Below are 13,567 nucleotides of genomic sequence, written 5' to 3'. Positions count from 1 at the left end.
CAAGTCCTCCTCCGCCCCGCTCCTGAAACCGAATCTCAGTGAGCCTCACCCAGGTACGCGTCGCGCACCTGAGGGTCGACCAGGAGCGAGCGCCCCGGACCGTCCAGAGTGGTGCGACCGAGGTCGATCACGTACCCGTGGTCCGACAGCGCCAGAGCGGCCAGCGCGTTCTGCTCCACCAGCAGAATGGTGGTGCCGAGCGACTGCAGTTCCTTGATGGTGTCGAAGATCTTCTGCGTCATGATCGGCGAGAGACCCATCGAGGGCTCGTCGAGCATCAGCAGACGGGGCTTGGACATCATCGCGCGGCCGATGGCCAGCATCTGCTGCTCGCCACCGGAGAAGAGCCCGGCCTTGTTGTGCCGCCGCTCCCCCAGCACGGGGAAGAGGTCGTACACGCGCTGCATGTCGGACGCGACACCGTCGTCCTTGCGGACGTAGGCACCGAGATGCAGGTTCTCCTCCACGGTCATCCGAGGGAAGAGCCGGCGGCCCTCGGGGCAGTGGGCGATGCCCTCACCGAGGATCGCGTGCGCCGGGTCGTTGTGGATCGGCTTGCCCTGGAACAGGATCTCGCCGGACGCCGGCCGCAGCAGACCCGAGATGGTGCGCAGGGTCGTGGTCTTGCCCGCACCGTTCGAGCCGATCAGTGACACGATCTGGCCGGCCTCGACGGTGAACGAGATGTCGCGGGCAGCTTCGATGGCGCCGTAGGCGACCGAAAGGTTGCGGACTTCGAGCAGCGCGGTCATGCCTGCTCCTCCTCAGCAGAAGCAGCGGCGGCCTCGATGTCGTGCTCGACTTCCTCCGGCGGCTTGCCGAGGTAGGCCTCGACCACCCTCGGGTCCGCCCGCACGACCTCGGGGCTGCCCTCGACGAGCAGTTCGCCCTGCACGAGCACGGAGACCGTGTCGCACAGCCCGAAGATGAACTTGATGTCGTGCTCGATGACGACGACCGACACACCCGTCTCGCGGATGCGGAAGATCAGCTGCTGCGTCGCTTCCGTCTCCTGCGGGTTCATGCCGGCGGTGGGCTCGTCCAGCAGCAGCACTGCCGGGTCCGTCGCCAACGCGCGCGCGATCTCGAGACGGCGCTGGTCGCCGTACGGGAGGTTGCGCGAGAGCTCGTCGTCCAGGTTGTTCAGGCCGACGAACGCGAGCAGCTCCCGCGACCGCTCGCGGGCCGCCCTCTCACCGCGGTGGTAGGCGGGGCCGTGGAACAGCGAGGCCAGCGGGCCCTGCTTCATCCGCACGTGCCGGCCGACCATGACGTTCTCCAGCACGCTCATGCTGGGGAACAGGCGGATGTTCTGGAACGTGCGGGCCACGCCCGCGTCCGTCACCTTCGCCGGGTCGCCGGGCAGGACGTTGCCCTTGAGCAGCACCTCACCCGTGGTCGGCGTGTACAGACCCGTCAGGCAGTTGAAGAACGTCGTCTTCCCCGCACCGTTCGGGCCGATCAGGCCGACGATCTTGCCTTCTTCGAGCGTCAGAGTGACGCCCTTCAACGCCTTGAGGCCACCGAAGACCATCGAGACGTCACGCGCTTCCAGTACAGGCGTGCTCATGCCTTCTTCGCCTCCACGTGCGCCTCTTCGGCGTTCTCGTCGGCGCGCTCCGCCATCTCGGCGCGCCTGTGCGCATCGGGGATCAGGCCGACCGGCCGGAACCGCATGATCAGGATCAGCGCGAGGCCGAAGATCATGAGGCGGTAGTCCTCGAAGTCGCGCAGCTTCTCGGGCAGCACGAACAGCAGTGCCGCACCGAGCACGGCGCCCGGGATCGAGCCCATGCCGCCGAGGATGACCGCCGCGAGCAGCGTGACCGACTCGAGGAACTTGAACGACTCGTAGGACACCGTGCCGTTCTTGTGCGCGAACACCGCGCCCGCCAGACCCGCGAGCGTGGCACCGATGAGGAACGCGAGGATCTTCATCTTGCCGGTGCGGATGCCCATCGCGCGGGCCGCGTCCTCGTCCTCGCGGATCGCGATCCAGGCACGGCCGATGCGGCTGAACTTGAGGTTCGCGAACACCGCCATCGTCCCCGCCACAAGCAGCACGATGAGGACGTAGTAGAGGACACCGGCGGGCAGCTTCACCGCGCCGATCGAGATCGACTTGTTGAACTCCGTGCCGAACAGCGACAGCGGCGGGATGCCCGGGATGGCGTTGGAGCCGTTGGTGATGCCACCGATGTTGTTCTGCGCGGAGCGGGTGAAGATCTCACCGAACGCCAGCGTCACGATCGCCAGGTAGTCACCGCGGACCCGCAGCGTCGGCGAACCGACGATGGCGCCGAAGATGCCGGCCACGATCGCCGCGGCCGCCGCGGCGACCGGGAACGGCAGGTGGATGCCGAAGTGCGCGGTGGCCGCACCGGAGAAGTTCGCTGCCACCAGGGCACCGATGCCCATGAACGCCACGTACCCGAGGTCGAGCAGACCCGCGAGGCCGACGACGATGTTCAGGCCGATCGCGGTGGCGGCGTAGATGCCGATGTTCGCCGCGACCGTCATCCAGTACTCGTTGCCCGCGTCGGTGAACGGCAGCAGCAGCGCGCACGCGGCCAGCACGATCACGCTGAACACGCGGTGCTGCTCGGACAGCGCCGAGAGCCAGCGGACGAAGCCGACCCCGCTGAGCGCGCCGATCAGACCACCGGCGAACCCGAGGAACGACAGGAAGATCGCACCCGCGTACGGGTTCGCGGAACCGACACCACCGGTGGTCAGCATCGCGGCGACGGCGTACAGCACCGCGCCGAACGACACCAGCAGCACCAGGTACGCGACCGGAGTGGAGACCTTGAAATTCCACTCGCCCACCGGCCCGATGCCGATGCCGTAACCCGCCAGGATCGCCAGCACACCGGCGACGAGACCGACGACGGCACCGAACGCGGTGGCACCTTCGACAGCCGTGATGGCACCGAGGCCACCGCCCTTGACCGTGATGTACGCGGCGTTGACGAACGCCACCACGGTGAGGCCCCAGCCGAGGGCCCGGACGACCCGGCCCTTGGACGGGACCGGCGCGAACGTCGCGACCAGGATGAGGACGCCGATCAGCAGGACGTGCCAGCGGAAGCCGGTGACGGCGAACGGCGCGTCGAAGAACTGCAGCGTCGACTTGTCCGGCCAGTTGCCGTCGTTGAGGGTGAACGTGACCCACGGCAGGAGAGCCGCGACGATCGCCAGGACACCAGCGGCGGCCGCGAACGGCTTGCCCAGGGGCGCGAGCGCGGAACGCTTCGCCACCGTCGTGGATCCAGAAGAGGTGGACACAGTGCTCGTGCTCATGCGCGCACCCTTTCCGGCTCGCCGAACAGACCCTGCGGACGGAAGACGAGCACGAGGATCAGCACGACGAAGATCCACACGTAGTCGTACTGGGTGCCACCCGGCATGTACTGACCGGCCAGGGTCTTGATCAGACCGATGATGAACGCGCCGATGACCGCGCCCCGGATGCTGCCGACACCGCCGAGAACGGCCGCCGTGAAGGCGAAGATGCCGTTCTGGAAGCCCATGTCGATGTTGATGTTGCCGAGGAAGCCGCCGTAGAGGATGCCCGCGACGCCGGCCAGCACGGCACCGAGGATGAACGTCAGCACGATCACGCGGTCGGGGTTGACGCCCATCAGCTTCGCGGTGTCGGGGTCCTGCGCGGTCGCCCGCATCGCGCGGCCCATGCGCGAGCGGTTGATGTAGGTCTGCAGGATGACCGCGAGACCCACGGAGAGCACGACGAGCAGTACACCGGTCCACGAGATGTTGACCGGGCCGAGCGACAGGTTGCCCTCGGGGAAGACGTTCGGGTAGGGCAGGTTCGACTTGGCGTTCGGGTAGAAGACGCGCACAGCCTCCTGCAGGAACACGGAGACGCCGAGCGCCGTGATGAGAGGCGCGAGCCGGGGCGCGTTGCGCAGCGGCCGGTAGGCGAACCGTTCCATGATCACGGCGACGACGACCGCCACCACGATGCCGCCGACGAACATGAGCGGCAGGGCCACGGCAGGCGACTTCTTGAGGTCGTCAGGAAGAAGCGTGAACGTGGCAAGGCCTCCGTACGAGGCCACCATGAAAACCTCGCCGTGGGCGAAGTTGATCAGCTGGATGATGCCGTACACCATCGTGTACCCGAGGGCGATCAGGGCGATCAACGCGCCCTGCATGACCCCGTTGGCCAGCTGTTGAAGCAGGACTGACACGACTACCTCCGTAGACGGCGGGGGCGAGCAAACAACGCCCGCCCCCGCCGTAGCTTCAATCAGTGATCAGTAGTCGTCAGCCGGTGAACTCGCCGGTCTGAACGTCCTTCCACTTGCCAGAGGTGACCTGGTACACGGTCAGAACCTTGTTGGTGCTGTCGCCGTACTGGTCGAACTTGACCTCGCCGGTGGCGCCGGAACCGCTGTAGGAACCGACGTTGGTCAGCATCGAGTCACGCTTCGACTCGTCCCAGGCAGCGCCGTCGACGGTCTTGGCCAGCGCACCGATGATGGCGTTCGCGGCGTCGTAGGAGAACGCACCGTAGGCGGCGTAGTCCTCCTTGCCGAACTTCGCCTTGTACGCGTCGACGAACGCCTTGGCCGTGGCCAGGGACTCGGTCGGCGCGCCGACGGAGGTGGCGAGGTCGCCTTCCTTGCCGCCGAGCTCGATGTACTTGCCGTCGAAGATGCCGTCGCCACCCATCAGCGGGACGTTCAGGCCCGCGCTCGCCATCTGCTTCGACAGCGGGCCGGCGACCGGGTACTCACCGCCGTAGTAGACGGCCTCGGGGGCCAGCGCCTTGATCTTGGAGATGACACCGGAGAAGTCGGTGTCCTTCTCGCCGACCTTCTCGGAGCCGACGATCGTGCCGCCCTTCTTGGCGACCTGCTTCGACAGCTCGGCGGCGAGACCCTCACCGTAGGTCTTGCCGTCGGTGATGATGGCGATCTTCTTCTTGCCGGCCTTCTCGACGAGGTAGTTGCCCGCGTACGGGCCCTGCAGGTCGTCGGTGGTGCAGACGCGGAAGTAGTTGTCGAACTGGCGCTTCGGGGCGGTCAGGAAGTCGTTGCCCCTGGTCAGCGTCGGGTTCGTGTTCGCGGGCGACACCTGAGGAATCTTCTTTTCCTTCAGGATCGGCTGCACGGTCTGGGCGACCGAAGAGTTCAGCGTGCCGACGACGCCGACGACGTTCGGGTCGGTCGACAGCTTGGTGGCCGCCTGGGCACCCTTGGCGGGGTTGGCCTCGTCGTCCTGAGCGGACACGTTCAGCTTGTAACCCTTGACCGTGCACTTCTTGTTCGCCTCGTCCACGGCGAGCTCGGCGGACTGCTTGATGCCGAGGCCGAGAGCGGACAGGTTGCCGGACAGCGGGGCGACCACGCCGACGGTCAAGGTGCCCTTCGACGTGTCGCAGCTGCCCCCCGCAGTGCCGCCTTCATTCTTGTTCGAGCCACAGGCTGCGACGACAAGCAGCGTGGCGCCGACAATCGCAGCGGACTTCACAGAGTGCTTACGCACGTGATGTCCCTCCTCTATCCCTGCTCCCGGCGACGCGAGTTCTCCGCGCACCGCTCCATCACCCTCTCCTGAGGGATGGCCGGAACCTAGGCGATGACTGTGACCCCAGTCATCAAAGCCAATGGGCTCGTGACCATAACGCAACGCGGCGTTATGTTTCACTTAAGCAATGTCACATACCGTAACCTTCGTTCACTCTTTGGACGGCTGCCATAACCTGGGCGAATGACTCCGCGTGGCCGGGTGATCGCAGCGGTCGGCGCCGCCGTCGTGCTCGGCGCCGCGGTGCTGGTCTTGCGCCAGACCGATGATGCAGCGACGAAGCCCAGTTCACAGCCAGTTCGGCTGACGAAGTTCGCGGCGGATTTCGTCAAGTTGCCGTCTCAACCGGCTCCACTCAACGCACCGTCCTCCGTATGGAGCAGCGAGGGCAGGATCCAATGGGCACCCGTGCCCGGCGCGACAGGCTACGAGGTCTTCGGCAGGCTGGTCGCGTCGCCCGAGATCGCGGGTTCCGGACGCACCGACGTGCGGGCCGTCGACGCGTTCGGCCAGCGTTCTCTCGCCGCCAGATCCGAGGAACGTCCTGGTGACGACGGGTGGCGGCGCGCGGTCGGCGGGTGGCTGGACGACTTCGACGACACGTTCCTGGAACGCCGCTACCACCTGAGCGGCAGGCCAGGTTGCGTCAATCCCAGCTCTGGATCGGGCGGCCGGCTGGTGATCGACATGCCATGCGGCAACGACACGGCCGTGTTGCGCGCACGGACGTTGCTTCAGCTGAACGACTCAGACGAGTTGGGCCGGGTGGCAGTCGTGACGGACGCGGCCGGACCGCGCGGGAAACTCGTGCTCGACCTGGTCCCCGGAACACCGGACCGCGTCGGACCCATACCTCCCGCTGATGCGATTCGGGTGGTGGTGGACGACTCCGTCGCATCCGGCACGCGCGGTGCGGGCGTTCTGCATCGATTCGAAGTAGTGCTCACACGTAACGGTGTGCGCGTTCTGCAAGACGGCGCACAAGTCGCAACTTCACCTGCCGTGCCTAAGTGGCGTGAGGCGAGCGTCCTGATCGCCGTGACCCCGCCGCCGAGCTATCCCGGACGCGTGGAAATCGACGCGGTCGGCATCACCGGGCCGCTCCAGCCGCTGCCCGAGGTGACCGAGACGCCGATCGTGGCGGGGACGTTGCGCGTTCTGGAGCCCGAGGAGGAGGCGCCGGGCATCGGTGTGGCGCGCACACCGTTGCGTGCGACTCCTTCAGCGCGATTGCGGGCAACGGTCCGGCTCGGCGACGGCGGCGACCCGAACGGCCTGGTCGCGCAACTCGGTTCGGCCCGGTTGCCGTTGCGCCCGGTGGTGAGCGGCTGGTCCGGGGCACAGGACAGTGAGCTGACCCTGGTCGGGGACGTGCCGGCCGAGCTGCTCGGGCCGGCCGGACCGGACGCGCTCACGCCGTTCGTGCTGCGCATGCCCGGCGCGTCGCAGGCCCAGGTGGTCGAGAGCTACCTGGAGGTGCCGGGCCGGTCGCCGGTGAAGCTGGAGGCCGCGCCGGGCGAGCCCGCGCCCGTTCTGCCCGTGATGACGGCTGAGTTCGTCCGTGTGACCCCGAACGACGCGACGCTGGTGATCACCCTCGACGCCGCCCACGCACGCTCAGTGGCCCCGATAGCGGGCTTTGAGGTGTACGTCGACAGCGGTCACGTCGCGACGCTGCCGATGCCGGGTGGTGCCGGTGGCCGGCACGAGCTGGAGATCTCGCTGAGGGGCAGCCACAACGTCGAAGTCCGCCTGCGCCCTGAGGATCCAGGGCGGCAGACGGACTCCGTGTGGCTCGAACTCAGCCGAAGTTCTCGATGACGGCCTCTGCGACGGCCTTCATCGTCGTGCGGCGGTCCATGGCGGTGCGCTGCACCCAGCGGAACGCCTCCGGCTCGCTCAGACCCTGCTTGGTCATGAGAATGCCCTTGGCGCGTTCCACGACCTTGCGCGTCTCCAGGCGCTCGGTGAGCCCGGCGACCTCCTGTTCGAGGGCCGCGAGCTCGCTGAACCGGCTGATGGCCAGTTCGATCGCGGGCACCAGGTCCCGCTTGGCGAACGGCTTGACCAGGTAGGCCATCGCACCGGCGTCACGAGCGCGTTCGACCAGGTCGCGCTGGCTGAACGCGGTGAGGATCACGACCGGCGCGATCCGGTTGCCCGCGATCTGCTGCGCCGCCTCGATCCCGTCGACCTTGGGCATCTTCACGTCCAGGATGACCAGGTCGGGATTGAGCTCGGTCGCGAGCTTGATGGCCTCCTCGCCATCTGCGGCCTCGCCCGCCACGTCGTAGCCCTCTTCGCGCAGCATCTCGACGAGGTCGAGACGGATGAGCGCCTCGTCCTCGGCGACGAGCACACGAGGGGCCTTGCGCGTGGCTTCGGCTTGGGCCTCGGCAGCCTGCTGGGTCACCGGGGTCCTCCTGACGATCGTTCCTGCGGGCGAAAGCGCAGTCTACCGGCGGGCAGGTCCCTGATCCGGCTCACCAGCCGTGACGGCAGACACGAACTCCTCAGGCCACGGATAGGTCCGCATGCCCTCCTCGACGTCCTCGGTGGGCGCTTCTGCTCTCCGGAGCGTGATCTCGCGGGTCGTGCCGAACCGCGGGTGGGCGAGCTTCTCCCTGATCTCGCTCTCCTCCGGTCCTCCGGGCCACTCGACGAACCACCCTGTTCCCAGCGGAAGTGCTCGTAGCCAGCTCGCGTCATGCCACAGGTGTACCCGGCGCAGTAGAGCGCTCCCAGTGGCCGCTTCCGAGATCTCCTCGTCGGCACCGCCGCCGTCGACGTGCTCGACGCCGCGGAACTCGTGCATCCAGCGCACGTACCGCATGCCGAGGTCCCACGCCTTCTCGTCGACCCCGGCGAGCACGACGGCGGCGTCACCCGTGGTCAGCTCGGCCGACCGCCGGTACTGCCGGTGCGCGAGTCCCGCGACACCCATGCCGAAGCCGGCCTCGGTGCGCGGCAGCAGTTCGAACAGCAGCGGGCCGAGAGCGTGGTCGTTCAGGTGCAGCTTGAGGGTCTCCCCCGGTTCCACCGTCCGGAACGCGTGGGCGGGCCTGACGATGCTCGCGGGCGGCATCAGCTGGAGCATGCTCGCCGCGGTGCACGCCGCGATCAGCACCTTGGCCTCCAGCTGGTGCTGGGCCTCGGTGGTCGCGTCGGGCAGCGGGATCTCCCCGTCGCGGACGGCCGGAACCGCCTGGGACAGGTTCTCGCCCGTGTAGGTGCGCCGCAGATCGGCGAGCTGGTCCGTAGTGGACAGACGTGCCATGACAGCAGTCCTCGTTTCCGCCGCCCGGCTCGGCCGACAAGGACGCATGTGCACGCGTCTACGTGGTCGATTCGCTTCAGTGAGCAGGAGTTGCTGAACACTGCGGCGGAACGTGCCACTCACTGCCGGGGAGCGGCTCCAGCCTCACGTCTGCTCGACGCCGATGACCACGTTACCGGATCAGCACAGCGATTTTCTCCGGCGACGGGTTCAGTCCGAGCCCACGATCAGCTTGTACTTCACGTCGACGTCCTTGCCGTCGGCCGACCCGCGGATCACGAGCTCGTGCTCACCGGACGCGGGCGGGGTGATCCACGCGTACAGACCGCACCCGACCGAGTTGACCCGGCCGGCCTGGGCGCCGAACGGGTTGCCCGCGCGCGCCTCGTAGGTGAACGGCGTGGCGGACACCCTCGTCAACGCCAGCGTGGAACCGTCCATCAGCACCTCGCCCTGCGCGCCCTTCATGAACGTCTCGCAGCCGGCTACATCACTCGCGAGGTTCACGACAGGCGCGAGCAGGGGCTTGGAGGCGGGAACGCGGCACTGCCGCTCGACCGGGCCGGCACCGAGGGAACCGGCGAGCAGCCAGACCTCGACGGGCTGTTCCCGCATGCAGAAGCGCCCGGAGGTGTCGGAGACCGGGTTGGAGTTCGCGGGCTGGGAAGCCCACGTCCACCAGCGTGCCTGGAACTCGGCGGGCGCCAGTTTGTCCGAAGTGGACGTCTGCGGCGCCTTGGGTGGGGCCGCCAGCTGCGCGTTGCCTCCGCAACCGGCGAGCAGAACAACTAAGAACAGCAGGACTTTCCTCACTGGTTCTCGCGTCCCTTGCGTCGTTGTTCCTCCGCGCGCTCACGGCAGCGGCGCAGGAACTCCTCGTCGTCGTCAGGATTGGTGGCCGCGAACCGCCCCGGCCGGTTGTACTCGGGAAAAGAAGAAGCTTCGCGCTCATACGCACCGAGGCGCGCACGTCCGGTCCCCACCGGACGGCCTGCCACGAACCACGCGATCGAGCCCACCAACGGGAACAGCAAGACCAGAAGAAGCCACAGCATCTTCGGCAGATTGCGAACCGAGCCTTCGTCGGTCGTGATCACGTCCACGACGGCGAAGACCGTCACGCACAGCATCACCACTCCGAACAGCCCACCGAAGTACAGCATCTCCTACCCCCAGGTCGTGCGGTCGCCGCACATCGTGGCACAAGGGGCCACTCCCTGAACATGGTTCAGTCGTCAATCATCCGAAGGCCATTTCACGGAGTCGCGAATCGCCGGGAAACGGGAGTCGCCACTCCACCTCGACGCTCTTATTCAATTCGGTCTTCGCAGAAAAGGCGCGGCACCCGGCGTCGGGGCCGGTAGGAGTGCTGGCCCAGGTGGAATTCGCCTAGCCACAGGGCACGGACAGGCGGCGGGCCGCGGTTCGCACGCTCTGCCGAACAGGTCCGCCGCCCTGGGCCGACCCGAGCAACCAATTCACCCCAGAGGGTGAAATGGTGCACGTGGCGACGTCGATTTACTCACACACCACGGCCATGGATGCGGATTCAACTTCCTCGATTCCGCACGTACCCGATCGAACAACCGGCACTTTCCGCCAAGTCGTTCTCACGCCGAGTATCGGAACGTCCGCACGAGCCGTGGTGCACGTGAGCCTGAGCACCAGACCTGCTGCTGACCCGTTGTCGAGGTCGTAAGCAGGCCTTAGCGTCGAGCACATGCCCAGGGGTGCCGAGGTTCTGCTGGAAGTGCTGGCCGCGCACGACGTCGAGGTCGTGTTCGGCCTGCCGGGTGTGCACAACCTCGCCATCTGGGAGGCGCTGCGGAAGCATCCCGGCATCCGCATGGTCGGGGTCCGGCACGAGCAGACAGCGGTCTACGCGGCGGACGGCTACGCGCGGACCACCGGCAAGCTCGGCGTGGCGGTCGTGACCACCGGGCCCGGTGCGGCGAACACCCTGGGCGCCACCGGTGAGGCGTGGGCGTCGGGCAGCCCGGTACTGGTGATCGCCACGGACATCCCGTCCACGCTCCGGCGGCCTGGGGTCCACCGGGGCGTGCTGCACGAAACCCGCGATCAGAAGGCCATGTTCGGGCCGGTCACCAAGGCGGCGTTCGACGTGCCCGCCGCGCAGGACCTGGGGGCGTGCGCCGACAAGGCGGTGCAGCAGGCGGTGCTCAGTCCGCACGGACCGGTTTACCTCGGCGTGCCAACGGATTTCCTGTCCGCCGAGGTTCCCCGCCACACGGTGGCGAAGGCCGGACAGACCCACCTCGTCCCGGATCTCACCGAGGCCGGAGCACTGATCGCCGCGGCGGAGCGGCCGCTGATCTGGGCCGGTGGTGGCGCGGCGCGGTCGGGAGCCGGAGCGGCGATCGGGGCGCTGGCAGCCAGGTTGCAGGCGCCGATCATCACCACGTACGGGGCTCGCGGTCTTGTTGACAGCCCTCAGGTCGTGCGGGGGCCGGTGCACGCACCGCCCGTGGGGAGGTTGTGGGACGACGCCGATCTCGTCATCGCGATCGGCACGGACTTCGACGGCATGATGACGCAGAACTGGTTGCAGCCGAAGCCGCGCAGGCTGGTGGCCGTCAACATCGACAAGGCCGAGGCGAACAAGAACTACCCCGCCGACGTCACGATCGAAGGCGACGCGGCCGCTGTCACGGCGGCGCTCGCGGCGATGGTGAGCGGCAAAGAGGCCGTCGTGGACGTCGAAGCGGTCAACGCCGAAGTGCGGGCACTGGCAGAAGCCGACTCTCCCGAAGCCGTGAAGTTGTTGAAGGCGCTCGAAGACACCGACGCCACGATCGTCGCCGACATGTGCATCCCCGGCTACTGGATCGGCGGCTTCCATCACGTCACCAAACCGCGCGGACTGGCCTATCCCGTCGGGTGGGGAACGCTCGGGTTCGGCTTCCCGGCGGCGCTCGGTGCCGCCATCGACGGCCGGACGATCGCGGTGGTGGGCGACGGTGGGTTCCTGTTCGCGTGCGGAGACCTCGCGACGCTCAGGCAGGAGAACCTGCCGCTGACCATCGTGCTCGTCGACGACGGCGGGTACGGGATGCTCCGGTACGACCAGCAGGTCGCGAACCACGCCATCAGCGGGGTGGATCTCACGAGGCCCGACTTCGCGAAGCTGGCGGAGAGCTTCGGGATTCCCGCGGTCACCATCGACGGCTTCGACGGGCTCCGCGAAGCCCTTTCCGACGCGGCGGGCCCGACCATGATCGTGGTCGACGCGAGCCTCAAGCCGCCGATCAACACATCGCCCCGCTGGTACCGCAAAAACGCCACCTGATCAGGTTTCCGCTGGGTACCGTCCCGCCCATGAGGCGTGGGCTGGGGATCGTGCTCGCTGTGCAGGCGGTGGTGCTGACCGCGGTGTCCGGCCGCTACGGGTTCCACCGGGACGAGCTCTACTTCATGGCGGCCGGCGACCGGCGCGCGTGGGGATACGTGGACCAGCCGCCGATCACGCCGTTCCTCGCCGACGTCTCGACGGAGTTCTTCGGCAAGACGCCCACGGGGCTGCGGGTCGTGGCGACGTTGATGGCGCTCGCGACAACGGTCGTGGTCGCGCTCATCGCCAAGGAACTCGGTGGTGGCGCGGTGTTCGCCGCGGCCGCGTCGGCCACGGGGTCGTACGTGCTCGCGGTGGACCACATGCTGTCGACCGCGACGCTCGACCTGTTGATCTGGACGCTGATCGGGTACTTCACGATCAGGCTGCTCAAGTCCGGCGACGGCCGGTGGTGGCTCGCGATCGGCGCGGCGATCGGGGTCGGGCTCGCGAACAAGTGGTTGCTGCTGCTGTTGGTCGCGGCGCTGGCGATCTCGTTGCTCGTCACCGGGCCGCGAGGCGTGTTCCGCACGTGGTGGCTGCCCGCGGGCATCGCGGTGGGCATGGTGATCGCCGCCCCGGTGGTGGCGTGGCAGGCGTCGCACGACTTCCCGTTGCTCACGGTCGCGCAGGGCATCAGCGAGGACGACGGCTTCGAGAACCGCGTCATGTTCGTGCCGATGCAGATCCTTCTGCTGTCGCCGTTCCTGGTGCCGGTGTGGGTGATCGGGTTCCGGAACCTGTGGCGCGACAAGACGTTGCGCTCCATCGCGCTCGCGTACCCGGTGCTGTGCGCGATGACGCTGATCACGGGCGGCAAGCCGTACTACGCGGTGTCGTTGTTGCTCGTGCTGCTGGCGGCGGGCTCGCGGCAGGCCCAGGAATGGTTGTTGCGTCGCAAGGTGATCGGCGCAGTGCTGGTGGTCGCCAGCGTGGTGCCCGCGGTGGTCGTTTCGCTGCCGGTGCTGCCGAAGGAGGCGATCGGCCCGATCCTGGCGATCAACCAGGAGCCCGGCGAGCAGGTGGGCTGGAACGAGTTCGCCAACACCGTCGAGAAGGCCTACTGGTCGAACGATCAGCCCGTCGTGATCACTCGCAACTACGGCCAGGCCGGGGCGATCTCGGCCTTCACGCTGATCCAGGTCTACTCCGGCCACATGTCGTTCCACGACTGGGGACCTCCGGTGACGTTGAACAAGAACGTGCTGCTCGTCGGCTTCAACACAGCGCCGTTCACGGGGTGCAAGCGCGTCGCACAGCACCACAACGTCATCGAGAACGAAGAAGACGGCACCGAACTCTGGATGTGCACGGCCCCAACGGAATCATGGGACGTCATCTGGCCCCAGCTGCGCCGCTACTACTGACCGCTGACAAACTCGCCG

12 protein-coding genes are annotated in these 13,567 nt (G+C 67.6%); 3 read left to right on the top strand and 9 right to left on the bottom strand.

The features are described from left to right. Positions 1–35: 35 nt before the first annotated feature. The 5 genes from SK803_RS37520 to SK803_RS37500 form a co-directional block, all read right to left on the bottom strand. On the bottom strand, positions 36–752 hold the full coding sequence (locus SK803_RS37520) for an ABC transporter ATP-binding protein (RefSeq protein WP_319970950.1): 717 nt from the start codon (positions 750–752) through the stop codon (positions 36–38). After that, on the bottom strand, positions 749–1,570 hold the full coding sequence (locus SK803_RS37515; RefSeq protein WP_319970949.1) for an ABC transporter ATP-binding protein: 822 nt from the start codon (positions 1,568–1,570) through the stop codon (positions 749–751). The genes SK803_RS37520 and SK803_RS37515 overlap by 4 nt, the downstream gene beginning before the upstream one ends. Then, positions 1,567–3,303 (bottom strand): branched-chain amino acid ABC transporter permease, encoded by a 1,737-nt coding sequence (locus tag SK803_RS37510; protein ID WP_319970948.1) that lies wholly within the window; start codon positions 3,301–3,303, stop codon positions 1,567–1,569. The genes SK803_RS37515 and SK803_RS37510 overlap by 4 nt, the downstream gene beginning before the upstream one ends. Next, positions 3,300–4,214 (bottom strand): branched-chain amino acid ABC transporter permease, encoded by a 915-nt coding sequence (locus tag SK803_RS37505; protein ID WP_319970947.1) that lies wholly within the window; start codon positions 4,212–4,214, stop codon positions 3,300–3,302. Before SK803_RS37505 ends, SK803_RS37510 begins: the two co-directional genes overlap by 4 nt. A 76-nt stretch (positions 4,215–4,290) precedes the next feature. Further along, positions 4,291–5,388: a branched-chain amino acid ABC transporter substrate-binding protein gene (locus SK803_RS37500; RefSeq protein ID WP_319970946.1), complete on the bottom strand. Its 1,098-nt coding sequence runs from the start codon at positions 5,386–5,388 to the stop codon at positions 4,291–4,293. A 576-nt stretch (positions 5,389–5,964) separates the two neighbouring features. Between SK803_RS37500 and SK803_RS37495 the strand changes: the two genes are divergently transcribed. Then, positions 5,965–7,377 (top strand): hypothetical protein, encoded by a 1,413-nt coding sequence (locus SK803_RS37495; protein ID WP_319970945.1) that lies wholly within the window; start codon positions 5,965–5,967, stop codon positions 7,375–7,377. Here the strand turns inward: SK803_RS37495 and SK803_RS37490 are convergent. From SK803_RS37490 to SK803_RS37475, 4 genes are all read right to left on the bottom strand, one after another. Further along, a complete protein-coding gene (locus tag SK803_RS37490) occupies positions 7,358–7,969 on the bottom strand; it encodes an ANTAR domain-containing response regulator (RefSeq protein WP_319970944.1) in 612 nt (203 codons plus the stop codon). The genes SK803_RS37495 and SK803_RS37490 overlap by 20 nt on opposite strands. A 42-nt stretch (positions 7,970–8,011) precedes the next feature. Next, on the bottom strand, positions 8,012–8,833 hold the full coding sequence (locus tag SK803_RS37485) for a hypothetical protein (protein ID WP_319970943.1): 822 nt from the start codon (positions 8,831–8,833) through the stop codon (positions 8,012–8,014). 210 nt (positions 8,834–9,043) lie between these two features. After that, positions 9,044–9,646, bottom strand: coding sequence for a hypothetical protein (locus SK803_RS37480; RefSeq protein ID WP_319970942.1), 603 nt, complete (start codon positions 9,644–9,646; stop codon positions 9,044–9,046). Then, on the bottom strand, positions 9,643–9,996 hold the full coding sequence (locus SK803_RS37475) for a PLDc N-terminal domain-containing protein (RefSeq protein WP_319970941.1): 354 nt from the start codon (positions 9,994–9,996) through the stop codon (positions 9,643–9,645). The genes SK803_RS37480 and SK803_RS37475 overlap by 4 nt, the downstream gene beginning before the upstream one ends. A gap of 557 nt (positions 9,997–10,553) precedes the next feature. Here SK803_RS37475 and SK803_RS37470 point away from each other — a divergent pair. Beyond that, entirely contained in the window at positions 10,554–12,140 is a 1,587-nt protein-coding gene (locus SK803_RS37470) for a thiamine pyrophosphate-binding protein (protein WP_319970940.1), read from the top strand. A 29-nt stretch (positions 12,141–12,169) separates the two neighbouring features. Further along, positions 12,170–13,549: an ArnT family glycosyltransferase gene (locus SK803_RS37465; RefSeq protein WP_319970939.1), complete on the top strand. Its 1,380-nt coding sequence runs from the start codon at positions 12,170–12,172 to the stop codon at positions 13,547–13,549. Positions 13,550–13,567: the final 18 nt, after the last annotated feature.

The sequence above is a fragment of the Lentzea miocenica genome (genome assembly GCF_033949945.1).
Lineage (GTDB): Bacteria > Actinomycetota > Actinomycetes > Mycobacteriales > Pseudonocardiaceae > Lentzea > Lentzea miocenica.
Note: the sequence above shows the minus strand (reverse complement) of the source record. Positions and strands in the feature narration are given on the sequence as shown.